The organism is Aeromonas sp. SG16, assembly GCF_024436135.1.
GTDB lineage: Bacteria > Pseudomonadota > Gammaproteobacteria > Enterobacterales > Aeromonadaceae > Aeromonas > Aeromonas jandaei.
The window spans coordinates 283,028-307,264 of the sequence record NZ_JANFNW010000004.1; the positions used below are offsets into that span (position 1 = coordinate 283,028).

The window sequence follows — 24,237 nt, forward strand, 5'->3', positions numbered from 1 at the left end:
ATGATCCGGATTGGACATGGTTTTGACGTACACAAATTTGGTGGGGTTGGCCCCTGCATGCTGGGCGGGGTGCCGGTTCCCTACGAGCAGGGACTGATCGCCCACTCCGATGGCGACGTGGTACTGCACGCGGTGAGCGATGCCCTGCTGGGCGCCATCGGTGCCGGTGACATCGGTCGCCATTTCCCCGATACCGCTGCCGAATTCAAGGGTATCGACAGCCGTATCCTGCTGCGGGATGTCTTTGCCCGCGTGCAGCGCGCAGGGTATGCCATCGGCAATCTGGATGTGACCATCATCGCTCAGGCGCCCAAGATGGCGCCTCACATAGAGGCCATGTGCGCCGTGCTGGCTGCCGATCTGCAATGTGATTTGAACCGGGTGAACGTCAAGGCGACCACCACCGAACAGCTTGGCTTTACGGGGCGCAAGGAAGGGATCGCCACCGAAGCCGTCGTCTTACTGGTGAAACAATAATGCTGGAACAACTTGCCTACCTGCACGGTGCGCCAACCGCCCGCGGTATCCTCAAGGCCGAGGCCGCCGACTTCGTGGTTAACGAAGATCTCGGGTTTGTGCCCTGTGGCGAGGGTGAGCACATCTTCGTCCGGGTGCGTAAAACCGGTGAGAACACCGCCTGGGTGGCTGGCCTGCTGGCCGATGCGGCCGGGGTCAACCGCAATGCGGTGACCTGGGCGGGCCTGAAAGATCGCCACGCAGTGACCGAGCAGTGGTTCGGCATTCACCTGCCGGGCAAGGCCGAGCCGGACCTCTCCGTCATCGAGAGCGACAGCATCCGGATCCTGGAGGTGAAGCGCCACAACAAGAAGCTGCGGGTTGGCTATCTCAAGGGCAACCACTTCACTCTGCGCCTCACCGGTCTGGAGCAGGCCGACGGGCTGGAGTCCCGCCTGCAGGCTATCGCTACTCAGGGCGTGCCCAACTACTATGGCGAGCAGCGTTTCGGCCGTGAAGGCAACAACCTGGAAGCGGCCAAGGCGATGTTTGCCGGCAAGCGGATCAAGGATCGCAACAAGCGCTCTCTCTACCTCTCCGCCGCGCGCAGCATGCTGTTCAATGCCATCGTCAGCGCCCGTATCGAGCAGGGGCTGGCCCATCAGCTGCTGGCCGGTGACTGCGTGATGCTCAAGGGTAGCCACTCCATCTTCAGTGAAGAGAGCGTGACCCCCGAGCTGGAAGCGCGTCTCGCCTCCGGCGACGTGCAGCTCACCGCGCCCCAGTGGGGGCGTGGCCGGCTGGCCAGCCAGGGGGCCGCTGCCGAGTTCGAGCAGAGCGTGCTGGCGGCTTACAGTGACTGGTGTGAAGGGCTGGAGAAAGCGGGGCTGGATCAGGATCGCCGCCCGCTGCTGCTCAAGCCGGAGCAGATGAGCTGGCAACTGGAGGGGGAGGTGCTGACTCTCTCCTTCTTCCTGCCGGCGGGCGCCTTTGCCACCAGCGTGGTGCGCGAGTTAATGCAGGCCGAAGAGGCCGATCACGGTTTCAGGAATCAAACCGATGCGAATTCTGGTCAGTAATGACGATGGTGTGCATGCCGAGGGCATCCGTGCCCTCAGCGAGGCGTTGCGCGCCTGCGGCGAGGTCGTGGTGGTGGCACCGGATCGCAACCGCAGCGGCGCGAGTCACTCCCTGACGCTGGAGGTGCCGCTGCGGGTCACCCGCATCAGCGAAACCGGTTATCATGCGGTGAAGGGGACGCCGACCGACTGCGTCCACCTCGCGGTCAACGAGCTGGTGCGCCCCGAGCCTGACATGGTGGTGGCCGGCATCAACCACGGTGCGAATCTGGGGGATGATGTCATCTACTCCGGCACGGTGGCGGCTGCGACCGAAGGGCGCCACCTTGGCTATCCCTCCCTCGCCATCTCGCTGGTGGGCAAGACCCATTTCGCCACGGCGGCCCACTATGCGGCCCTGCTGGTGAAGGGGTTGATGAAGCACCCCCTGCCAGCGGATCAGATCCTCAATGTGAACGTACCTGACCTGCCGCTTGAGCAGATCCGGGGGATCAGAGTGACCCGCCTTGGCAATCGCCATCGGGCGGAGTCGGTGATCCGCACCGAGGATCCCCGCGGTCAACCCATCTACTGGATTGGCCCTCCCGGCGACAAGCAGGATGCAGGAGAAGGAACCGACTTTGCTGCCATCGAGCAGGGTTATGTCTCGATAACTCCCCTGACCATTGACATGACTGCCTATGACAGTCTCGCTGGTCTGGGGGCCTGGTTAGATCTGCAGGGATGAGGGTGTGATAGTACAGCGCCTGTTAAATCAGCTCATTGCGCAGGATATTCGCGATTTTCGCGTACTGGCGACCATCGCGAAAGTGCCGCGCCAGCTATTCGTGGATGAGGCCATGGCCCACAAGGCGTGGGACAACACCGCCTTGCCCATTGGCCATGGCCAGACCATTTCGCAGCCCTACATGGTGGCGCGAATGACCGAGCTGCTGATGCAAAATGATCCGGCCCACGTGCTGGAGATTGGCACTGGCTCCGGTTACCAGACGGCGATCCTCGCCCATCTGGTGGAGCACGTTTATACCGTGGAGCGGATCAAGTCGCTGCAGTTCCAGGCAAGACGCCGGCTGCGCCAGCTTGATCTGCACAATGTCTCGGCCAAGCACGGTAACGGCTGGCTGGGATGGCCCAACAAGGGGCCTTACGACGCCATTCTGGTAACGGCGGCGGCGAGCGAGATCCCGACGGCGCTCACCGATCAGCTGGCCGATGGCGGTCGGCTGGTATTGCCGGTGGGCGACAGCCAGCAGACCCTGCAACTGATTGAACGCTCCGGCTCCCAGCTGACCAGCCGAATTCTGGAACCGGTGCGTTTTGTTCCCCTGATCGACGGAGATGTTGAGTGAAGTTGTTTTCCCGTTTGTATGTACTGGTAATGCAGTGGGCGCGCCACAAATACGCCCCCTGGTATCTCTCCATCACCGCCTTTATCGAATCGGTCTTCTGGCCCATCCCGGTTGACGTGATGCTGGCGCCGATGGCGCTCGGCAAGCCCCACAAGGCGTGGCACTACGCCACGCTGGCCACCGTGTTCTCGGTGCTGGGTGCGCTGTTTGGCTATGCCCTTGGCTACGCCCTGTGGGATCCGGTAGTGCAGCCGCTGGTGGCTTCCGTCGGTTATGAGGGCAAGATCGCCATCGCTCGCCACTGGTTCGAGCAGTGGGGCATCTGGGTCATCTTTATCGCCAGCTTCACCCCGATCCCCTACAAGGTCTTTACCGTGACGGCAGGGCTGTTGCAAATGGCTCTGTTGCCCTTCATCATCACCTCCCTCATCGGCCGCGGTTTGCGCTTTTTCCTGGTGGCAGGTTTGATGCGCTGGGGTGGCGAGAAGATGGAACGCAAACTGATGCACTACGTAGACGTGCTCGGTTGGCTCTGTATTGGTCTGGCCGTCGTGGCCTATTTCTGGTTTAGTCGTTAAGGATCCGCTATGCGTTCGCGTATTTGGCAGGGAAGCAGTGTCGTCGTTCTTTCATGGCTGCTGCTTGCCTGTTCCTCCAGTAAAAATGCCGCTCCGGTTGAGGGGCTGGGTGATGGTCCCTTCGTCTCGACCATCCCGACCCGTCAGGCCGGCGCTCAGGTCAGTGCCCCCATTCAGGGCAACAGCTATGTGGTGAAGCGGGGCGATACCCTCTACTCCATCGCCTTCAACTCCGGTAACGATGTGCCGTCGCTGGCCAGCCTCAACAACATCAGCCCGCCCTACAACATCTATCCGGGGCAGCGCTTGCGACTCGATGGTTCCAGCGCCAGCGTAAGCAGCAGCCGCAGTTCCGGCACCTATGAGGTGCGTCGCGGCGATACCCTGAGCAGTATCGGCCGCCAGTTCGGCATGACGCCGCAGGCACTGGCCCAGAGCAACAACCTGAGTGCCCCCTACGCCCTGCAGCCGGGTCAGGTGCTCAACGTTCAGTCTGCCGGCGGCAGCAGCACCCAGATGGTAGCCGCAACCCGCCCGGTGACGCCGGTTCCGGTGCAGACCACCACGACCCGACCGAGCAGTGGCCCGCGTCCGTTGGCAGAACCGAGCGGATCTGGTCAGACCACGCCATTCATCTCGCAGAAATCCGTTGCTGCGGAGGCACCGAAGGAATACGCTCAGGTCAAAGAACAAAAAACAGACAACTCCCAGTCGAGACTCTCCTGGCACTGGCCCGCAAAAGGCCGGATCGTCGAGGGGTTCTCTGTTGCAGAACAGGGTAACAAGGGTATCGACATAGCCGGCCAGAAGGGGCAACCCGTCTACGCCGCCAGCAGCGGTAAGGTCGTATACGCTGGCAGTGCTTTAAGGGGGTACGGCAAGCTGATCATCCTCAAGCATGATGATGACTATCTCTCCGCCTACGCACACAACGACGAGTTGCGGGTGAAGGAAGGGGACAGCGTCAAGGGGGGCTCGGTCATTGCCAACATGGGCAGCACGGACGCGCCGGATGTGCGATTGCATTTCGAGATCCGGTACAGAGGCAAGTCGATCAATCCGATGAGCTATTTGCCAAAGCGTTAACCCCAGAGAGACCGTCTTACTCTGGTAACGTCAGGGAGACACACCATGAGCCAAGAACAACTGGTAATGCAGGATGCAGAGTTAGAGTTTGACGCTGACCCCGAGTCTCACGAAGAGGTAGAAGAGCTGGAGGAGGTGGCCGCCGAGGCGGAAGAGACCATCTCCGATGAATTGCTGGCACCGGAACTGAACAAGGTGATGGATGCCACCCAGCTCTATCTGGGGGAGATTGGCTTCTCCCCACTCCTCACTGCCGAAGAAGAAGTCTACTACGCCCGTCGTGCCTTGCGGGGTGACAAAGCAGCCCGCAAGCGCATGATCGAGTCCAACCTGCGACTGGTGGTCAAAATCGCCCGTCGTTACAACAACCGCGGCCTGGTGCTGCTGGATCTCATCGAAGAGGGCAACCTCGGTCTTATCCGCGCGGTCGAGAAGTTCGACCCCGAGCGCGGCTTCCGTTTCTCCACCTATGCCACCTGGTGGATCCGCCAGACCATCGAGCGGGCCATCATGAACCAGACCCGCACCATCCGTCTGCCCATTCATGTGGTCAAGGAGTTAAACGTTTACCTGCGCACTGCGCGTGAACTCTCTCACCGTCTCGATCACGAGCCGACCGCCGAAGATATCGCCCAGGCACTCGATTGCTCGGTGGACAATGTGAACCGCATGCTCAAGCTCAACGAGAAGATCACCTCGGTGGACACTCCCATCGGTGGCGATCGCGACAAGGCATTGCTGGATGTGCTCTCTGACGAGCGCGGCATGGGGCCGGAGCTGGAGTCACAGGAAGATGATATGCGCAGCAGCATTGTCCACTGGCTGGAAGAGCTCAACCCCAAACAGCGGGAAGTGCTGGCTCGCCGGTTCGGCCTGCTGGGTTACGAGCCTGCCACCCTTGAGGATGTGGGGGCCGAGATTGGCCTGACCCGCGAGCGGGTACGTCAGATCCAGGTCGAGGGGCTGCGCCGTCTGCGGGAGATCCTGCTGAGCCAGGGGCTTTCAATCGAGGCCCTGTTCCGCACCAATTAAGTCCGCAACAACGCAATACGGCATCAGCCAGATAGCACGAGGGGAGCAATCGCTCCCCTCGTTTTTTATTGCCTGTTGTCTGGCGATACCGATGCGGTTAGACCAGTTCGGCCAGCATGGTGTCGGCGTAGGGCACCAGCGCTTCGCCCTTCTTCACCTTGGTGAGGTAGTCCGGGTTGGCGATAAGGGGGCGGCCGATGGCCACCAGATCGAAGCGGTTGGCCTCGATGGCTGCTGCGGCGCGCTCGGCGTCGTAGTTGCCCACCCCGACCAGATTGCCCTTGTAGTGGGCGCGCAGATAGTCGGAGGCGCGGCCACCCAGATAATCGAAGGTGAGGTTGTCATCGAAGATGCCGAGGTGGATATAGGCCAGCGGGCGATCGTTCAGCTTGCCCAGCAGATAGTCGAACACGGCGCGATCTTCCGGGCTACCCGCCAGATGGACATAGGCACCCGGGGAGAGACGAATACCAACCCGATCACCGCCGATGCGGGCGCTGATGGCATCGACCACTTCCAGCGCGAAGCGGCTCATATTTTCCGGGCAGCCACCGTAGTTGTCAGTGCGCAGGTTGGTGGAGTGGTGCAGGAACTGGTCGATCAGGTAGCCGTTGGCACCGTGGATCTCCACCCCGTCAAAGCCCGCCTTGATGGCGTTGGCACCGGCAGTCGCATAATCCTGCACCAGCTGGGCGATTTCGGCTTCGGTCAGGGCGCGTGGCACCTGATAGGTCAGTTCGCGCATGCGGGGCACTGTGCCCTCGTGCGCCACGGCAGAGGGAGCCAGCACTTCAGCCTGATGGAAGAAGGGGTGGGAGAGGCGGCCGACGTGCCACAGCTGGGCGAAGATCTTGCCGCCCTTGGCGTGTACGGCGCTGGTCACTTTCTTCCAGCCATCGATCTGGGCCTGGGTGAAGAGGCCCGGGGTATTGGGATAGCCCTGCGCATCGGGGCGGATGATGACGGCTTCGGAGACAATCAGGCCGATGTCGGCACGGCGAGCATAATAGGCAGCCATCTGCTCGGTCGGCACCAGACCGGGGCCTGCCATGCAGCGGGTGAGCGGGGCCATCATGAAGCGGTTGGCCAGGGTCAGAGTCTCATTAAGGCGATACGGCTGAAACAGGGTATTCATGATAGTGTGTCCTGAACGGGTTATTCTTGAACGTGCATTCAAGACGTTTTTTTGTTCCGATGCAAGTCTTTTTTGAATGCGCGTTCAAGATGGTTGGCCCCGACCTGCGAGTGGGGTACACTTGCCGACCTTTTCCAGCGCGCGTTGCCAGCGGCTCTTTTTGTGCCGTGGCAGCGAACCATTTCCGACGGGAGGAGCCATGCGCATTGCCGAGTTTGATCGTGACGAGGTGCTACGAAATGCCATGGAGGCGTTTCGCGCCAAGGGGTACGCCAAGACCACCATGCAGGAGCTGGTGGCTGCCACCGGCCTGCACCCGGGCAGCATCTACGGCGCCTTTGGCAACAAACGCGGCCTGCTGCTGGCGGCTGTCGATCACTATGTGGAGAGCAAGCGGGCCCTGCGCCGCTCTCTGCTCGACAACCCGAGCCCGCTCGCCGGTCTTGCAGCCTATCTCGATCAGGTGGTGACCGAGGCGCTCTGCGGCACCTGTCTGGTGACCCGCACCATGATGGAGCTGAGCGAGCAGGACGAGGAGCTGACCCAGCGGGTCAAGGGGATCTACGGCGAGCTGGAGCAGGAGCTGGCGGATCTGCTGGCGCAGGCGCAGCAGTGCGGTGAGCTGGCGCCGGATCGGGATATTCGCACCCTGACGGCTCTGCTGCTGATCAACCTGCAGGGGCTTATCACCTTTGCTCAGTGCCGCCCCGATCGCCCCCTGCTCGACGACGTGGTCGCCCAGCTGATGCGTGCCCTGCGGGCGTAACGCGATACCGCAGAAACAACAGTGGCTCCCGAGGGAGCCACTGTTGTTTCTGGTCTCAGCCCTTGCCGGGCTTTTCCATCAACCTTTGTTGCCAGACGTTGCCGCTTCACCTCGGCCCCACCAGCTCCTTCATCAAATCTTTCAGCCATACCAGCGCAGGCTGCTGTGCGTGCACGGGATGCCAGACGCAGTTGAGGTGGTAGTCGGGCACGTCAGCAGGCAGCGGCAGGCTTTTCAGCGGCCAGTGGGTGGCGAGCAGCTCGGCCACCATGCTGGGCAGCACCAGCAGGTGATCGCTCTGGCTGACGATGGCGGCGGCGGACATATAGCTCTGGCTGTTGACCGAGATGGTGCGGCTAAAGCCTTGACTCTTCAGATAGCGGTCGAGGCTCGCCTCCGAGGTGCCAAGGGGCGAGTGGAACACGTGGGGCATGGCGATAAGCTGCTGCAGGGTGATGCGCTCCTGCAACTGGGAGGGGTCATCCTCGGCGCCGGCGGGGGCCGATTTGGCAATCGGCAGATCGGCGCGCACCAGTCCGGCCAGCGGTTCGGTGAGCCAGGTCTCCTTGCCCAGATACCCCGGCACCTGCATGTACTCGTCAAAGCCCAGCACCAGATCGATCTCGCCGCTTGCCAGCTCGGCTTCGGGCAGGGTGTCGCGCAGGATGCGGATCTCGATGGTGACCCCCGGCGCCAGCCGTCTGAGCCGCTGAATAAGCGGCGGGATCAGCACGCACTCCACGTAATCTGTGGTGCAGAGCACGAAGCGCCGCTTCGACTGGCTCGGCTCGAACTCTTCTTCCTCGGTGAGCTGCTGCTCCAGCAGTCGCAGCGCCTGCTGCACCCCGAGATGCAGTCGCTGGGCGCGCGGGGTCGGCAGCATCCCCTGCGGGGTGCGTACCAAAAGCGGGTCGCCGAGAAAGGTGCGCAGCCGGTTAAGGGAGTGGCTCATGGCGGGCTGGCTGATAAAGAGCGCCTCGGCGGCGCGGGTGACACTGCCCTGCGTCATCAGGGCGTCAAAAGCGAGCAGCAGATTGAGGTCGAGCTGGTGCAGTTTCATGGGGGGATTATTCGCCGTGTTTATGGGACAATCCATCCTATTCATTTGATGGATGGGGGCGCAACGTCTTAATCTGCGACCCACTCTTATTTTTCCGGGTTCCCGCGCCGCATCGGGCGTAAACGGGGGCCTCAACCATGCAAGGAGCCTTGCGATGAGCATCAAGACCATTAACTCCACGCCGGCCGCCGACGGCTTCACCATGCCCGCCGAGTGGGCGCACCAGCAGGCCGTCTGGATGATCTGGCCGTTTCGCCCGGACAACTGGCGCGTAGCCGGTCGCTTCGCGCAAGAGACCTTCGCCAAGGTGGCCGATGCTATCGGTGGCGCCACCCCGGTCTTTATGGGGGTTCCGGCCCAGTTTATGGAGCAGGCCCGCGCCATCATGCCCGCTCACGTCACTCTGGTCGAAATGGACAGCGATGACTGCTGGGCCCGCGATACCGGCCCGACCATCGTTACCAACGCGGCCGGCGAGTGCCGTGGCGTGGATTGGGGCTTCAACGCCTGGGGTGGTCACAAGGGCGGTCTCTACTACCCGTGGAGTCAGGATGAGGAAGTGGCAGCCCAGATGCTGACCCAACACGAGATGGCTCGCTACGATGCGCCGCTCATTCTGGAAGGGGGCTCCATCCACGTCGATGGTGAAGGCACCTGCCTGACCACCGCCGAGTGCCTGCTCAACGAAAACCGCAACCCGCACCTGACCAAAGAGCAGATCGAAGCCTACCTGCGCGACTATCTGGGCGTCACCAGCTTTATCTGGCTGGATGAAGGCGTCTACATGGATGAAACCGATGGCCACATCGACAACATGTGCTGCTTCGTGCGTCCGGGTGAAGTGGCCCTGCACTGGACTGACGATCAGAACGATCCCCAGTACGCCCGCTCCGTAGCCGCCCTCAAGGTGCTGGAAGCGGCGGTCGATGCCAAGGGGCGCAAGCTGAAAGTGTGGAAGCTGCCCCAGCCGGGCCCGCTGTTCTGCACCGAAGAGGAGTCTGCCGGTGTCGAGAGTGGTACCGGTGTGCCGCGCGAGGCAGAAGGCCGTCTGGCCGGTTCCTATGTGAACTTCCTTATCACCAACGATCGCATCGTCTATCCGCTGCTGGATGCCGCCACCGATGGCGAAGCCCAGCGCATTCTGGAAGAGATCTTCCCGGATCACACCGTGGTCGGCGTACCGGCCCGCGAGATCCTGCTGGGCGGTGGCAATATTCACTGCATTACCCAGCAGATCCCCTCCGGCAAATAAGAACCGGTTCCGGTGAGTATTCAAAACCCCACTCAGTGGGGTTTTATCTCTTGATGGTGTGATGGTCGTAGGCGCTGATGCGGCGATCATCATGACAAACAGTCACCCTTTTACAGGAGATCCCCATGATCGAAGTGACCGAGGTTTCCATTGCCGAGCTGCGTGCCGCGCTCGAATCAGGCCGCACCACAGCGGTCGAACTGGTCAAGGCCTATCTGGCCCGGATCGAGGCCTACAACGGCCCCGAGACTGCCACCAAACTCAATGCCGTGGTGGTCGCCAATCCCGATGCGCTGAAAGAGGCCGAGGCTTCCGATGCCCGCCGCGCCCGTGGCGAGACCCTGAGCCCGCTCGACGGCATCCCCTACACCGCCAAAGACAGCTATCTGGTCAAGGGGCTGACTGCCGCCTCCGGCAGCCCGGCCTTCAAGGATCTGGTGGCCCAGCGCGATGCCTTTACCGTTGAGCGCCTGCGCGCCGCCGGTGCCATCTGCCTTGGCAAAACCAATATGCCGCCGATGGCCAATGGTGGCATGCAGCGCGGCGTATATGGCCGTGCCGAGAGCCCCTACAACGCCGACTACCTGACTGCGCCGTTTGCCTCCGGCTCCTCCAACGGTGCCGGTACCGCCACCGCTGCCAGCTTCTCCGCCTTCGGCCTTGCCGAAGAGACCTGGTCGAGCGGCCGTGGCCCGGCCTCCAATAACGGCCTGTGCGCCTACACCCCGTCCCGTGGGGTCATCTCGGTACGCGGCAACTGGCCGCTGACTCCGACCATGGATGTGGTGGTGCCTTATGCCCGCACCATGAACGATCTGCTTGAAGTGCTCGACGTAGTGGTGGCTGACGATGCCGACACCCGTGGCGATCTGTGGCGCATGCAGCCCTGGGTGCAGCTGCCCAAGGCCTCTGAAGTGCGTCCGGCCTCCTATCTGGAACTGGCAGCCAAGGCCGATGCCCTCAAGGGCAAGCGCCTCGGCGTGCCGCGCATGTTTATCAACAAGGATGAACTGGCCGGCACCAGCGAAAACCCCGGTATCGGCGGCCCGACCGGTCAGCGCATCCATACCCGCGAGACCGTGATTGCCCTGTGGGAGCAGGCCCGTCAGGCGCTGGAAGCCGCTGGCGCCGAAGTCATCGAAGTGGACTTCCCGCTGGTCTCCAACTGCGAAGGGGACCGACCCGGCGCGCCGACCGTGTTCAATCGCGGCATCGTGAGCCCGGAGTTTCTCAACGACGAGCTGTGGGAGCTTTCCGGCTGGGCGTTCGACGACTTCCTGCGCGCCAACGGCGATCCCAAGTTAAACAAGCTGGCCGATGTCGATGGGCCGAAGATCTTCCCCCACGATCCGGGCACCCTGCCGAACCGCGAGGGCGATCTGGCGGCGGGCATGGACGAGTACGTCAATATGGCCAAGCGCGGCATCAAGCGCTTTGACGAGATCCCCACAGTGCCGGACGGCCTGCGTGGGCTGGAAAAGACCCGCAAGCTGGATCTGGAAGACTGGATGGACGGGCTCAAGCTCGACGCCGTGCTGTTCCCGACAGTGGCCGATGTTGGCCCGGCTGATGCGGACGTGAATCCGGCCTCCGCCGATATCGCCTGGAGCAACGGCATCTGGGTTGCCAACGGCAACCTCGCCATTCGCCACCTCGGCGTGCCGACCGTCACCGTCCCCATGGGGGTGATGGCCGATATCGGTATGCCGGTGGGGCTGACCTTCGCCGGTCGCGCCTATGACGACAACAACCTGCTGCGCTTTGCCTCGGCCTTCGAGTCCACCGGCAGCAAGCGTATGGTGCCGCCGCGCACGCCGCCGCTGGTTTGATTTGTGTTGTGAGTTAAATTTCTTAGGATTTACCGGCAATAAGAAAAGCAAACCCATCCGTTATGCGGGTGGGTTTTCTTTCTTCTGATTAACTACTTCATCGATCATTACATGTGCAGCAGAACCAATCCAAAAGAATATTGATGTTGCAACAATGTACAGAATGATTTGGATAGCCATAATATAAATTGAGTTGGCATCGTTTAATAAAATGATAGCAATAAGAATTAAGCATGGGGAAACTCCCATGATAAAAAGCAGTGTAACTATCAAGACTATTTTAGGTGATGCAGAGTTTTTGTTAATTACGCCGGCGCTAACAATTTTTACTATTGCCTGACCAAATAAAATAGCTGATGCAAAGCTCCAGTCTGCGGCAGCAAAAAAATCACCCATGCTTGATTTGTATAATTTTACCATCCCAATAACAATAAATGGCAAAAGTATAAACAAATACTCAGAGAGCAATGTTATTCTTGCATTTGAGTAGACGTTATTCTTCATAGTCAAAGTTCCCCTGCTTATAAAAACGCATTTCTACAGGGTTATGTACTTTGATGACTTCATACTTTGTCTCTATTGGTTTGTCATATTTGTCATAGAAAACAATGGTAACTAAGTCACATAACAAACCATCTCCGGGTGCCACTAATACTTTCCGATTATGAAATTCAGTTAACCATTCAGGAACACGCATCTTAGCTGATATTTTTGTTTTTCCCTTAATGAAATCCCACATGGAATTGCCAATAAAGTCGGCTTTTTTAATAATCAGCGTTTCTTTTGTTATATTACTTCTAGTTGAATCTACTATTAATAAGTCGATGTCATCTTTTGTAAGTTTAAACATCTTATTTAGCTTTACAGTGTGCTCATTTGCTAAAATATATATATTATCTTTGGCATTTAATTTTTCTGATGCATCACTGATGGAAGTATAAGCTTTTAACAATCTATATCTATTAAGGTCGAAGACATTTGGAAACTCTTCCAAATTAAGTTCATCGGCCTTCCAATGAAGTTCATCTATAAGAGGGTCTAATTCATCTACATTTTTTATAGTATCTTTGTCTTTTATGAAGTCGATTAATCGTTCTGTGCAATAGTTCATGAAATCAATGAATTTACTTTGTTTTTCGTTTGGTATCTCACCATCTATGTTGATAGTGAGCCACGATTTTATGGACCCTTCATTAATATCAGATAGTAGGAGGAATGGTCGAATTTCTGTATCTACAGCTTGCAAGACACTTTCGTGAAACTCTTCAACGCTACTAATTAGCAGACTCATCGAGTCAAAAACACGTTGAGGCTTTTCAGAGTTTTTTTGAAAGTCTATTTTTAGGCAAATGTTATTTTTGTATGGGTTTTCTGTTTGCATAAAACTAATCCATTCAGCATTAGATATATAAATTAAGAGCCAGCCTAAGCATTTCAGTAATTAACCTGTCCAGTCTACCTAAGTAACTTCTGCACTCTCTAAGGAACAGCTAAATATTATTTCTATTGAAAAATTCAACTAATGATAGAATCAGGAAGTCTTGATATGACACTTAGCTTTTCCAGAAATATTTGATGTCTGTACATTAACAATACTCCTGTATCGATATTCAAATGAGCGTTGTAGCCATAATGAGGTATTGTTGGGGTTAGGGCAAGAGGGCTGTCGGTTAGAATAGCGAAGCGTATTCGGACGATCGCGAAAGTAAGGTGGTTGAGTTGACGCTGATGTTCAGGGTTTCCTGCTTCTCTTGCTATCAGGATATTCGCGGTAAACGGACGATTACGCTACGCTAATCGACCCTACATTATGTAGCTTATTGTTACCTCCCCTCATCCCCAGCCCTTCTCCCACAAGGGGAGAAGGGAGCAAATATGCTCCGCTGATTGTGCGTTGGCTCTGTGGTGCGGGTGAATATGAGTGGCTTGGAATTGGCACGAACCAGCCCCTCTCCCTCGGGAGAGGGGCTGCTATCTGTGTTGTAGGTTCGAATAGCGAAGCGTATTCGGACGATCGCGCACAGGAGGTCGCTGCCGATTTTCCCGGACTTTCCCCTGACTTCCCCCAGACTTCACCTTCTCTTCACACAACCTCATTTTCCCCTCACAAATCCCCCGTATCTTCTGCCCACTGCTTAAAAGGCCCGGCTTGCCACAGGGGTGGCGAGGGGGCGGTTGGTTCGAGGGAGCAAGATGATGAAAGGTTGGATAAAGTGCGGGTTGGCCGGGGCCGTGGTGCTGATGGCGAGTTTCTGGGGCGGCAGCGTGCGGGCGGCGGGGATCTCCCTCAAGCAGGTGAGCGGCCCGGTCTATGTGGTGGAGGACAACTACTACGTCAAAGAGAACTCCATGGTCTATTTCGGGGCCAAGGGGGTGACGGTGGTGGGGGCGACCTGGACGCCGGATACCGCCCGCGAGCTGCACAAGCTCATTAAACGGGTCAGCAGCAAGCCGGTGCTGGAGGTGATCAACACCAACTACCACACCGATCGGGCGGGCGGTAACGCCTACTGGAAGTCCATCGGCGCCAAGGTGGTGGCGACGCGCCAGACCCGGGATCTGATGAAGAGCGACTGGGCCGAGATCGTCGCCTTTACCCGCAAGGGGCTGCCGGAGTATCCGGATCTGCCGCTGGTGTTGCCCAACGTGGTGCACGATGGCGATTTCACCCTGCAAGAGGGCAAGGTGCGCGCCTTCTACGCGGGCCCGGCCCACACGCCGGACGGCATTTTTGTCTACTTCCCCGACGAGCAGGTGCTCTATGGCAACTGCATCCTCAAGGAGAAGCTGGGCAACCTGAGCTTTGCCAATGTGAAGGAGTATCCGCAGACCATCGAGCGACTCAAGGCGATGAAGCTGCCGATCAAGACGGTGATTGGCGGTCACGACTCGCCGCTGCACGGGCCTGAGCTGATCGATCACTACGAGGCGCTGATCAAGGCGGCGCCGCAGAGCTGACCCGCGCTGTTTTTAACAATGCCGCAGCGTATGGCAAGCGCAGCACCGGTATGGAACGCTGCACACCCTCTATGCAAAAGGGCCCGTTACGGGCCCTTTTTGTTATCAGATCAGCCACTGCCACCAGGTGAGGCCGATGCTCATCACCACGGCAAAGCCCACGATGGCGATCACCAGACCGATGCGCATCCACTCCGCGCTGGTGTGATAGCCCATCCCCATCAGCAGCGGGATGCGGGCGTGGGAGTAGGTGGCGAGGTTGCAGCCGACGTTGGTGATGGCGGCGATGCTGAAGATGGCGAGCTCGGCAGGTACGCCGACCGCCAGCAGGGCACCGGCAATCACCGGCGCCAGCGCCACCACCTTGGCGGTGGCCGAGGCGAAGGCGTAGGAGGTAAAGAGGTAGAGCCCCATCACCACCAGCAGCATGGGAATGGTGCCGAGCCCGCCGAGGGTGCTGTGCATAAAGCCGGAGAGTTCATCCCCCAGCCAGCCGGTAAAGCCGACCCGTTTCAGGTTGTCGGCCATCCCCATCAGCACGCTGAACCAGATCAGGGTATCGAAGGCGGCGCTGTTGCCCTTCACATCGTTCCAGTTCAGCACCCCGAGCAGCAGCAGGGCGGCCAGACCGAGAAAGGCGACCGTGGTGGCATCCAGCCCCAGATTGCTGCCGCCAACCCAGAGCACCACCAGACCGACAAAGACCCCGAGCAGGCTCTTCTCATGGCGGGAGAGGGGGCCCATTTTGGCCAGCTCCTCGCGGGCGAAGCGGGGGGCATCCGGCGTGTCGCGGGTCTCGGGGCGGATCACCATATAGAGCACCAGCGGCATGATCAGCAGCAGACCGATGGCGGGCGGCAGCAGATAGAGCGCCCATTCGCGAAAGCCGATCGTCAGCCCGGCGACGCTGGCGGCAATGCCGACCAGCGCCAGATTGCCGGCAAAGCCGGTGCTGAAGGCGACCGCCGAGGCGTCGTTCATGGCGCTGACGCTGGAGAGCAGGAACTGCCCCAGCTTGCGGTCATCCTTGTTGATGGTCTTGGCCAGCGAGTCGGCAATGGGGGCGACGATGGCGGCGCGGGCCGTGTTGCTCGGAGTGGCGGGGGCCAGAATAAAGTCGGCAACCGCCAGACAGTAGGCGGAGCGCAGGGTGGACTGGCCGAAGCGGCTGAGCAGCAGCAGGGCGATCCGCTTGCCAAGGCCGGTCTTGGCAAAGGCGCTGGCAATCATGAAGGCGATGACGATAAGCCAGATCAGCGGGTGGTTGAAGTCGACCAGCGCCCCTTCGATGGCCGCCTTGGGGGTCGCTTCGCCGCCGGCATGGAGCACGGCGTAGAGCCCGAGGGAGAGGATGGCGATATAGCCGGTCGGCGCTATGTTGGTGACGATGACCAGAATGGTGGCGATAAACAGAATGGCGGTGTGGTAGGCCGCCGGTGCCAGTCCGGCCGGGGCTGGCAGCTGCCAGCAGACGATAGCCAGCAGCACGGTCACGAGTGCGGCGAGCTGGGCGAGAGTGAGTTTTTTCATAAGATTCCTGTCCGGAATGAGTGGGGAGGGAGCGATTGAGGCCGCTTCAGCCCCCCTACTATAAAAGGGGTATTGATGGATGCCAAATCCATCAATTGCATCAAATTGAGCTTTAGATTAATTGCGGCTGGTTATTTGGGCTGCTCTGGCCTTGTGGAGATGGGGTGATGCAGGGCAACCGGCGGGCAATCAAAAGTGGTGCACAACAAAACGCCCGGGATCGGGCGTTCTCTTTTTATGGGGCTCGCAGCCCCGCTGTTGCCCCTTTATGGCAGACGGGGCGTGGCGGGGGCCGATATAAGCTGGAGTTGGGGCATTTCGGGAAAAACCATAAATTCTGCTTATAGTGAGCCCGTTTGCCACTGCCCCCCCGCACGGCGGTAAAACCGGCCGCACAGGGGCCTGCTCCGGTTTGCAGGGATGGGTTTGCAAGGATTGATGTGAAGGGATTGGCGGAGGTTAGCGCCGCCCCTTGCCACCCTTGTTGCCTGCGAGGGCCTGCTTTCTGGCGCGCTGTTTCTGGGCCGCCTTGCTGTTGCGGCGCGGCTCGGGCTCGAAGCGGGTGAGATCCGGCTCAAAGCCGGGGAACCACTGCTGAGGCAAACGGGTGTCGAGCACCGCTTCCACCTTCTCCAGCAGCGGAGCATCTTCCGGGCTGAACAGGGTGATGGCAAGTCCCTTGTTGCCGGCGCGACCGGTGCGACCGATACGGTGGACGTAATCCTCTGCCACAAACGGGAATTCGAGGTTAATCAGGTAGTTGAGATCAGTGATATCGAGGCCGCGGGCCGCCACGTCGGTGGCGACCAGCGCCTGCAGGGTGCCGGCGCGAAACTCCAGCAGCACCTTCTCCCGCGCGCTCTGCGACAAGTCGCCGTGGAAGGCCAGCGCATTGATGCCCGCCTTGCCAAGCTGCTGGGCCAGCTTGTCGGCCCCCTGCCGGGTGCGGCTGAAGATCAGGGCCGGTGCCCACCCCTTCACTTTCAGCATGTGTTCGACCAGCGCCAGCTTGCGATCGCTATCCACGGTATAAACCCGCTGCTCTACTTCGGCTGCCGTGGTGTTGCGCGGCGCTACTTCAATCAGTTCGGGGTCGCGCAACAGCACCTTGCTCAAGGCAAACAGGTTGTCGTCGCAGGTGGCGGAGAAGAGCAGGGTCTGGCGATCCGCCGGGATCTGTTTGAGCAGCGCCTTGATCTCGTCCATAAAGCCCATGTCGAGCATGCGATCCGCCTCGTCAAACACCAGATGGCGCAGCGCCGCCAGACTCAAGGCCCCCTGCCGCAGATGGTCGAGCAGGCGACCCGGGGTGGCGATCAGGATATCCACCCCGGCTTGAAGCGCCTCTATCTGCGCCGCGATACTCACCCCGCCGTAGACTTGCGTGCTGGTGAGACCGGTGCCCTGACCGTAGCGCGCTACGCTCTCGGCGACCTGCACCGCCAGCTCGCGGGTCGGTACCAGCACCAGCGCGCGGATCGGGCGGGGCTCTGCCTGTGGCTGCTGCAGCAGCTGCTCCAGCAGTGGCAGCACGAAGGCGGCGGTCTTGCCGGTGCCGGTCTGGGCGCCCGCCATCAGATCGCGCCCCGCCAGAATGACGGGGATGGCGCTGGCCTGCACCGGAGTCGGCGCGGCGTAGCCCAGTTCGGTCAGGGTCTGCTGCAAGCGGGGGGAGAGGGCCAGTTCGGCAAAGGAGGTTGTGGACATAGGGGCACCAGTCGGGGTTATCGCGGCCAGCGGCCACGATGCTGTGAGTGATCGTGGCCGCGATGGTAACAGATAGAGGGGGAGTGGCAGAAGGCGGGCCAGCTTAGCTGGCGGTTTCGGCGTCGGGGTTGCGGATCAGGTGGATCCGCTGGCCATCGTAGCTGGCGATATTGTGTTTGCCCTGCTGTTTGACGTGATAGAGCAGCTCATCGGCCAGATGCACCGCCTCGGCCACCGACAGGTAGTCGCGAATGCGGATCACCCCGGCCGAGAAGGTGATGGGGTCGGGCAGCTCGGCAATGGTGAGGGGGCGGGCCAGCAGCCGGGCGGCGGAGTGGCGCATCATCTCGTCATCATCCATCCCCTTGAACAGCACGATGAACTCCTCGCCGCCCCAGCGGATGGCGCTGTCCACCTTGCGGATATTGCTCCTGAGGTGGCGGGAAAAGGCGACCAGCGCCTGATCGCCAATACCGTGGCCATAGGTGTCGTTGATCGACTTGAAGTTGTCGATGTCGAGGATCATCAGGTAGTCGTGCTCGTGCAGCATGGCGCGGTTGAGGATGTCGCGCCGTGGCAGCTGGGTCAGATGATCGGTGTGGGCCAGGGTGCGCAGCCGCTGGTAGAGCTGCTTCCATGCCACCATCGCCAGCAGAATGATGATGATGTAGACCTTGAAGGCCGCGCTGTGGAGCGCCAGCTTGATGAAGTCGAGCCAGGAGTAGGACCACTTCAGATAGAGCACGGCGCCGCTTTTGGTCTGCATAAAGGGTTTGTTGAGGCAGAGATGAAAGGCGCGGCACGGCTCGGCGGCATCGAAGGCGATGGCGGTGCGGGTCGGGTTGAGATTGTGAAAGGGGCGCAGCACCTCGTTGAAGGCTTCATCTACCGCGATGTCGATGGCCAGCAGGCCATATTTGTAGCCGCCGCGCCCCAGCTGATAGGTGAAGGGGAAGTACATCACTATGGTGTTGCGCAGGCTGAAGCTGTCTACCTCGATATCGGAGACCACCGCTTCATCGGTGCTGCAGAAGTGCCGGAGCTTGCTGAAGCTGGCGCAGCCGAAGTAGTGATACCAGGGGCGAAAACTCATCAGATCCACCCGGACAGAACCCAGCTTGGTGGGCAGGATGCGCTCGTTGGCCACCATGCCGATCAGCCGGTAGTCGTCCCAGATGGTGTAGATGTTGATCACCTCCGGGTAGGAGAGGGCGTAGCGGAAGGTGTTGAGGATATTGGCCGCCGGGTATTGCAGCGGGACATCGGCAAAGCGCTCCTTGCTCTTGAGATCGTAGCCGTAGAGATAGTCGGTGCCGACGCCGCTCGGGGGCGGGCGCCGGTCGAGCGGATGGTGCTGTGCCAGATAGCTGGCGATGTTCTCCACCTTGAGGATCTTGGCTCGCTGGTAGAAGACGTCGAACACGTTCTTCTGCTTGGCGGTGATCAGGTTCATATCGTGCTGGATGTTGAGATAGGTGTAATAGAGGACGCAACCCAGCCCGCCCAATACCAGCAGGGCGAGCCCCAGCAGGGTGGCTCTGGGACGGTCGAGTCGAATCTGATACCAGGCCATGGCCGGGGTCTCTCCTGAGTGGGGTAAAGGATCCGCAGGTGGCGGATTGCGGGCGTGGACATGATTGAGTATATGTCACCCCGCCCGGCGTCAGCCCCGGCGCGGCCGGCTATTCAACCTGCAACACCTGCTCGCTGGCCAGATGGTGCAACCACTCCCGCACGATCAGCAGCACGGCGGCAAACTCCTCCTCCCGCGGCAACTGGCTGGCGGTGAGGGGATCCCCCTCTGCCATGGCGGCCAGCTGGCCAAAGGCTTGTTCCACCAGTTCCCGGCTCATGGTGTTATCCCCCAGCACTTCGGCCAGCGAGGGCTCGCTGCGCAGAGTGAGGGGCAGACCGGGCGGTATATCGGGAGCGATGCGCATCAACTCATCTTCCACCACCATGATGGCGCGCTCCAGTTCGAGCGGGGTGGGCGGCGCGTGGCGAAATGGCCCGGGCTGGATGGCGCGGGTGCCGAAGGCGAGCGTCCAGCTGGCGAGGGGAGCATCGGCGTGGCCAAGCCAGACCTGACTGCGCTGCTCGCCAATCTCCAGTAATAGTGTGGTGTCGGGGGCGGGATTCATGGTGCGGGGCTCCTGTCGGGGGCGAGTGTGACAACCCTCTTTTGATAACGCCATCAACCGGCTTTGGCGAGCACAATTTCTGCCACAGCCCCTCTGTTTTGCGAGTGGCGGCTCACTTTGGTGTTAACACCTTGCAATAAATTCCTGTTGTGGCAGTCTGGATGGCCAAATGAAGGTTTTGAACCACTCATTGCCACCGTTTCAGGAGTTCAGATATGGATATTCGTACCGCTCCCCGCGCCGTTGCGCTCGCCCTGCTGCTGGCCAGCAGTGTTGCCACCGCCAACGAGGCGCTGGTGATCCAGACCGACTTTGGCCTCAAAGATGGCGCCGTCTCGGCCATGAAGGGGGTCGCCTTCGGGGTGGATCGCACCCTGCCGCTCTATGACCTGACCCACGAGATCCCGGCCTACAACATCTGGGAAGCCTCCTACCGCCTCTATCAAACCTTGCAGTATTGGCCCAAAGGCACTGTGTTCGTCAGCGTGGTGGATCCGGGGGTCGGCACCGATCGCAAGTCGGTGGTGCTCAAGACCAAGAGCGGCCACTACATCGTCAGCCCGGATAACGGCACCCTGACTCTGGTAGCCGAACACTTCGGTATCGACACCGTGCGCCAGATCGACGAGAAGACCAACCGCCTCAAGGGCTCCGAGAAGTCCTACACCTTCCATGGTCGCGACGTCTACGCCTACACCGGCGCGCGGCTCGCATCCGGCGCCATCAGCTACGAGCAGGTGGGCCCGAAACTGCCTGCCGAGGTGGTGAAGATCCCCTATCAGGCTGCGGTAGCCGAGAAGGATGGCACCCTCAAGGGCACCATCCCGATCCTCGATGTGCAGTACGGCAACGTCTGGACCAACATCGACGATACCCTGCTGACCAAGGCCGGGATCAACAAGGGGGATACCGCCTGCATCAAGATCAGCGAAGGTTCTGCGCTGAAATATGACGGCAAGGCTCCCTACGTCAGCAGCTTTGGCGATGTCCCGGAAGGGCAGCCGCTGGTCTATCTCAACAGCCTGCTGCAGGTATCGGTAGCACTGAACATGGACAGCTTCGCCGCCAAGCATCAGGTGCAGTCCGGTGCCAACTGGCATATCAGCCTGAAGAAGTGCTCCTGACTCGCACATATATAAGTAGCGATAGAAACAGCAACGGGCGCCTCGGCGCCCGTTTTGTTCTCTGGTAATAAAGAAAGGGATCAGAACTCGTTGGAGAGCGCCTTGTACCCTTTGACCAGATCGATACTGGTGTGGGCCACGTCCTCGGAGAACTCGGCGGCATCGACCGAAACCCGCGGGAAATAGAGGGATCAGAACTCGTTGGAGAGCGCCTTGTACCCTTTGACCAGATCGATATTGGTGTGAGCCACATCCTCGGAGAATTCGGCGGCATCCACTGAAACCCGGGGGATATGGGTCAGATCGCTCTGCTGATTGATGCGGGTGGTGGAGGGGACGTAGAACTCCGGCGGCAGATCGCAGCCATCGATCACCGAGTTGTGACGCACCACGGCACCATCGCCGATATGGCAGTTGAACAGCACGCTGTTGAATCCGATAAAGACCCGGTTCCCCACTTCGCACGGCCCGTGGACGATGGAGCGGTGGGCGATGGAGGTGTATTCGCCGATGGTGACGGCGGCGCCGGATTTGGAGTGGATCACCACCCCGTCCTGAATGTTGGAGTTGGCGCCGATGACGATGGGCTCCATCTCGCCGTTGGCATCCACCTCGTCGGCGCGGATCACCGCGTAGGGGCCGACGAAGACATTCTCTTTGATGATCACCTTGCCACAGATGATGGCGGTTTTGTCGATATAGGCGGATTCATCGATGACCGGCAGGTGGCCGGAGGGATTTTTGCGGATCATGTTACATCCTGTGGTTGCCAAGAGGAGTGCTTGGGTGGTGGACGAGGCATCCACCGGTCGGTCAGCTTACCCCTCGTTGCCCCTCGGTGAAAGCCCTGACTGGTCTGACCCTTGTCGCAAGCAGCGCCGCGATCACTGTTTCCGCTCGCCGGAATATGGGAGCATGGCTGCCATCCCGAGAATCGGTTTGGATGGATATAAAGATGAAGAAGATGATGGCCCTGTTGGCTGGTGGTTTGCTGCTCTCCTCTGCGGTGCAGGCGAAAGGGGTGGCGGGTGACTTTGATTACTATGCGCTGGCGCTCTCCTGGTCGCCCGAGCACTGCGCCGTCAAGCCTGCGGACAAGGATCAATGTTCCCGCAAACTGGGTTTTGTGCTGCACGGTCTCTGGCCCCAGTATGATCGCGGTTATCCTAGCAACTGCACCCGTGAGCGGCTCGACGCCAACATGGAGCAGAAGTTTGCCGGCCTCTACCCCAGCCGTTTTCTCTATCGCCATGAGTGGGAGAAGCACGGCACCTGCTCCGGCCTGAGTCAGCCCCAATTTCATCAGCTGGCAAGCGACCTGCGCCAGAAGGTGAAGATCCCGGCGGCTTATCAATCCCCGGAAGAGCCGCTGCGCAAGAGCACCTTCCAGCTTAAAGCCGATCTGGCGAGCGCCAACGAGTGGCTGGCCCCCGACAACATCACGGTAGCGTGCGCCGATGGTGGCCGCTTCCTGCGGGAGATCTACATCTGCGTCAATAAAGAGGGGACGGATGCGGTCACCTGCTCCGCCGAGATGCAAAAGCGCGAGCGCCGCTCCTGCGGTCAGCCGGATTTCCTGCTGCGCAGCGTGCGTTGATGTGTCACTGGCGTGAGCGGGCCCATGATGGGCCCGTTCTATTTTTCCGCCATTTGCAGAAAGGAGTCTGGATCATGGATGCCCCTTCCCGTTTTGCTCGTCGCCTCGGTCTGCGTTACCCGCTGATCCAGGCCCCCATGGCAGGTGTGCAGGATCACCGATTGGCCATCGCCGCCTGTCAGGCAGGCCTGCTGGGCTCCTTGCCGGCGGCCATGCTCGGCAGCGAGCAGTTATCCGCCCAGCTGCAGGCAATGCGGGCTGCGACCGATGCTCCCTTCAACATCAACTTCTTCTGCCATCGGCAGGAGGAGCCGAGCCCGGAACAGCAGATGCGCTGGCAACAGGCGCTCTCTCCCTACTATGCCGAGTTTGACATCAGCATGGCGGCAGCAACGGCTGCCGCAGCCAGGGCACCCACCCGGGCCCCGTTCAACGCACAACATGCCGAACTGCTGATCGGGTTTAGGCCGGCGGTGGTCAGCTTCCACTTTGGTTTGCCTGCCTCCGAGTTGCTTGCCTGTGTGAAGGCGAGCGGCGCCTATGTGCTGGCCAGCGCCACCACTGTGGCCGAGGCGCAGTGGCTTGCTCACCATGGCGCCGATGCGGTGATTGCGCAGGGGTTGGAAGCGGGCGGTCATCGCGGCCATTTCCTCTCTGATGATCTCGCGCTGCAGCAGAGCACCTTTACCTTGCTGCCACAGATCCTCGCCGCGATCGACCTGCCGGTGATCGCCGCCGGTGGCATCGTCGATGGCAAGGGGATTGCCAACGCGCTGGCGCAGGGGGCGAGTGGCGTGCAGATGGGCACCGCCTTTCTCTGCTGCCATGAGGCGACGACCTCGGCGCTGCATCGTGCGGCGCTTCACTCATCTCGAGGCGAGCATACGGCGCTGACCAATCTGTTCAGCGGCCGCCCCGCTCGTGGCATCAGCAACCGGTTGATGCGGGAGCTGGGCCCGCTCTCGGATCTGGCGCCTTGCTTCCCTTATGCCAGTGGCGCCCTGGCTTTGCTGCGCGCAGTGGCGGAGTCCCGGGGCGATAGCGGGTTCTCTCCGCTCTGGGCGGGGCAGGATCTCTCCGGTTGTCGTGAGCTGCCCCTCAGCGAGCTGGTGGCGGATTGGATAAAGGAGGCCGGACTGGTGTGATTACATCTATAAGAAGAAAAGAGAGCAAGCAGGAGAGGTGCATGGTTGGCGAATTGCGTGCTCAGCCACCAGATAAGCGCTGTGTGATGGCTACGAACAATCCGGATTTTACGCCTTTCTGTGGATAAGTCTGTGCAAAGCTTGTTGGTTGATATGAATAACCAATAAAGTGCAGTTTTTTGCGATTTTATTGCATTTCAGCCCTTGCCAATGTGATCAATCTCTATATAATGCGCCTCCATCGACAGGGCAAGCGGCAACGCAAACAACCATGTCGATAACCTCGAAAAGCCTTTGCAAATAAGGCTTGACTCGAGAAGGCGGTTGAGTAGAATTCCACTCCCGCAGCAGCAAAAGCTGCGTCGCTCTTTAACAATTTGAATCAAGCAATCTGTGTGGGCACTCACAGCATC

24 protein-coding genes are annotated in these 24,237 nt (G+C 59.9%); 14 read left to right on the top strand and 10 right to left on the bottom strand.

Annotated elements, in window-relative coordinates; translation table 11 throughout:
- Genes ispF through rpoS form a run of 7 tightly spaced genes read left to right on the top strand, consistent with a single transcriptional unit; the run spans position 1 to position 5,580 of the window.
- Positions 1-477 (top strand): 2-C-methyl-D-erythritol 2,4-cyclodiphosphate synthase, encoded by a 477-nt coding sequence (gene ispF, locus NOM67_RS13100; RefSeq protein WP_041210185.1) that lies wholly within the window; start codon positions 1-3, stop codon positions 475-477.
- A complete protein-coding gene (truD, locus tag NOM67_RS13105) occupies positions 477-1,535 on the top strand; it encodes a tRNA pseudouridine(13) synthase TruD (RefSeq protein WP_255937686.1) in 1,059 nt (352 codons plus the stop codon). The genes ispF and truD overlap by 1 nt, the downstream gene beginning before the upstream one ends.
- The gene (surE, locus tag NOM67_RS13110; protein ID WP_041210183.1) at positions 1,516-2,262 is read left to right on the top strand and encodes a 5'/3'-nucleotidase SurE; all 747 of its coding nucleotides are present in this window, start codon (positions 1,516-1,518) and stop codon (positions 2,260-2,262) included. Before truD ends, surE begins: the two co-directional genes overlap by 20 nt.
- Before the next feature lie 4 nt (positions 2,263-2,266).
- Positions 2,267-2,884 (top strand): protein-L-isoaspartate(D-aspartate) O-methyltransferase, encoded by a 618-nt coding sequence (locus NOM67_RS13115; RefSeq protein WP_033113776.1) that lies wholly within the window; start codon positions 2,267-2,269, stop codon positions 2,882-2,884.
- On the top strand, positions 2,881-3,462 hold the full coding sequence (locus NOM67_RS13120) for a YqaA family protein (protein ID WP_033113777.1): 582 nt from the start codon (positions 2,881-2,883) through the stop codon (positions 3,460-3,462). The genes NOM67_RS13115 and NOM67_RS13120 overlap by 4 nt, the downstream gene beginning before the upstream one ends.
- 9 nt (positions 3,463-3,471) lie before the next feature.
- The gene (locus NOM67_RS13125; RefSeq protein WP_043849958.1) at positions 3,472-4,548 is read left to right on the top strand and encodes a LysM peptidoglycan-binding domain-containing protein; all 1,077 of its coding nucleotides are present in this window, start codon (positions 3,472-3,474) and stop codon (positions 4,546-4,548) included.
- Between the two features lie 45 nt (positions 4,549-4,593).
- Positions 4,594-5,580, top strand: a complete 987-nt coding sequence (rpoS, locus tag NOM67_RS13130; RefSeq protein WP_041210181.1) for an RNA polymerase sigma factor RpoS — start codon at positions 4,594-4,596, stop codon at positions 5,578-5,580.
- Positions 5,581-5,677: 97 nt separating this feature from the next.
- On the opposite strand, the gene NOM67_RS13135 is transcribed toward rpoS, so the two are convergent.
- Positions 5,678-6,715 (bottom strand): alkene reductase, encoded by a 1,038-nt coding sequence (locus NOM67_RS13135; RefSeq protein ID WP_255937693.1) that lies wholly within the window; start codon positions 6,713-6,715, stop codon positions 5,678-5,680.
- 199 nt (positions 6,716-6,914) lie between these two features.
- Here NOM67_RS13135 and NOM67_RS13140 point away from each other — a divergent pair, with 199 nt between their 5' ends.
- Positions 6,915-7,481 (top strand): TetR/AcrR family transcriptional regulator, encoded by a 567-nt coding sequence (locus tag NOM67_RS13140; protein WP_041210179.1) that lies wholly within the window; start codon positions 6,915-6,917, stop codon positions 7,479-7,481.
- Between the two features lie 106 nt (positions 7,482-7,587).
- Here the strand turns inward: NOM67_RS13140 and NOM67_RS13145 are convergent, their stop codons facing one another.
- Complete coding sequence (locus NOM67_RS13145; RefSeq protein ID WP_255937697.1) at positions 7,588-8,541, bottom strand: LysR family transcriptional regulator; 954 nt, start codon at positions 8,539-8,541, stop codon at positions 7,588-7,590.
- A gap of 154 nt (positions 8,542-8,695) precedes the next feature.
- On the opposite strand from NOM67_RS13145, the gene aguA reads away from it, so the two are divergent.
- Positions 8,696-9,793 carry an agmatine deiminase gene (gene aguA, locus NOM67_RS13150; protein ID WP_255937699.1) on the top strand — a complete coding sequence of 366 codons (1,098 nt, stop codon included), beginning with the start codon at positions 8,696-8,698 and terminating at the stop codon, positions 9,791-9,793.
- A gap of 125 nt (positions 9,794-9,918) precedes the next feature.
- The gene (locus tag NOM67_RS13155) at positions 9,919-11,622 is read left to right on the top strand and encodes an amidase (RefSeq protein ID WP_255937701.1); all 1,704 of its coding nucleotides are present in this window, start codon (positions 9,919-9,921) and stop codon (positions 11,620-11,622) included.
- 60 nt (positions 11,623-11,682) lie between these two features.
- Here NOM67_RS13155 and NOM67_RS13160 read toward each other — a convergent pair whose 3' ends face one another.
- Complete coding sequence (locus NOM67_RS13160; RefSeq protein WP_158112840.1) at positions 11,683-12,126, bottom strand: hypothetical protein; 444 nt, start codon at positions 12,124-12,126, stop codon at positions 11,683-11,685.
- On the bottom strand, positions 12,116-13,003 hold the full coding sequence (locus tag NOM67_RS13165) for a hypothetical protein (RefSeq protein WP_255937705.1): 888 nt from the start codon (positions 13,001-13,003) through the stop codon (positions 12,116-12,118). Before NOM67_RS13165 ends, NOM67_RS13160 begins: the two co-directional genes overlap by 11 nt.
- A gap of 815 nt (positions 13,004-13,818) precedes the next feature.
- On the opposite strand from NOM67_RS13165, the gene NOM67_RS13170 reads away from it, so the two are divergent.
- Positions 13,819-14,580, top strand: coding sequence for a CphA family subclass B2 metallo-beta-lactamase (locus tag NOM67_RS13170; RefSeq protein ID WP_255937707.1), 762 nt, complete (start codon positions 13,819-13,821; stop codon positions 14,578-14,580).
- Between the two features lie 105 nt (positions 14,581-14,685).
- On the opposite strand, the gene NOM67_RS13175 is transcribed toward NOM67_RS13170, so the two are convergent.
- From NOM67_RS13175 to NOM67_RS13190, 4 genes are all read right to left on the bottom strand, one after another.
- Positions 14,686-16,110 carry a DASS family sodium-coupled anion symporter gene (locus NOM67_RS13175; RefSeq protein WP_255937709.1) on the bottom strand — a complete coding sequence of 475 codons (1,425 nt, stop codon included), beginning with the start codon at positions 16,108-16,110 and terminating at the stop codon, positions 14,686-14,688.
- Positions 16,111-16,569: 459 nt separating this feature from the next.
- A complete protein-coding gene (locus NOM67_RS13180; protein WP_255937711.1) occupies positions 16,570-17,817 on the bottom strand; it encodes a DEAD/DEAH box helicase in 1,248 nt (415 codons plus the stop codon).
- 103 nt (positions 17,818-17,920) lie between these two features.
- On the bottom strand, positions 17,921-19,390 hold the full coding sequence (locus tag NOM67_RS13185; RefSeq protein ID WP_208737025.1) for a GGDEF domain-containing protein: 1,470 nt from the start codon (positions 19,388-19,390) through the stop codon (positions 17,921-17,923).
- Positions 19,391-19,499: 109 nt separating this feature from the next.
- On the bottom strand, positions 19,500-19,958 hold the full coding sequence (locus NOM67_RS13190; protein ID WP_208737024.1) for a hypothetical protein: 459 nt from the start codon (positions 19,956-19,958) through the stop codon (positions 19,500-19,502).
- Positions 19,959-20,173: 215 nt separating this feature from the next.
- On the opposite strand from NOM67_RS13190, the gene NOM67_RS13195 reads away from it, so the two are divergent.
- A complete protein-coding gene (locus NOM67_RS13195) occupies positions 20,174-21,082 on the top strand; it encodes an S-adenosyl-l-methionine hydroxide adenosyltransferase family protein (RefSeq protein ID WP_208737023.1) in 909 nt (302 codons plus the stop codon).
- A 191-nt stretch (positions 21,083-21,273) separates the two neighbouring features.
- Here the strand turns inward: NOM67_RS13195 and NOM67_RS13200 are convergent, their stop codons facing one another.
- Positions 21,274-21,834 (bottom strand): carbonate dehydratase, encoded by a 561-nt coding sequence (locus NOM67_RS13200; RefSeq protein ID WP_005343397.1) that lies wholly within the window; start codon positions 21,832-21,834, stop codon positions 21,274-21,276.
- A 203-nt stretch (positions 21,835-22,037) separates the two neighbouring features.
- Here NOM67_RS13200 and NOM67_RS13205 point away from each other — a divergent pair, with 203 nt between their 5' ends.
- Positions 22,038-22,679 carry a ribonuclease gene (locus tag NOM67_RS13205; protein WP_156853522.1) on the top strand — a complete coding sequence of 214 codons (642 nt, stop codon included), beginning with the start codon at positions 22,038-22,040 and terminating at the stop codon, positions 22,677-22,679.
- Positions 22,680-22,753: 74 nt separating this feature from the next.
- Entirely contained in the window at positions 22,754-23,824 is a 1,071-nt protein-coding gene (locus NOM67_RS13210; protein WP_255937717.1) for a nitronate monooxygenase family protein, read from the top strand.
- A 197-nt stretch (positions 23,825-24,021) separates the two neighbouring features.
- On the opposite strand, the gene NOM67_RS13215 is transcribed toward NOM67_RS13210, so the two are convergent.
- The coding region (locus NOM67_RS13215) for a hypothetical protein (RefSeq protein WP_255937719.1) at positions 24,022-24,237 on the bottom strand (216 nt) is incomplete at its 5' end.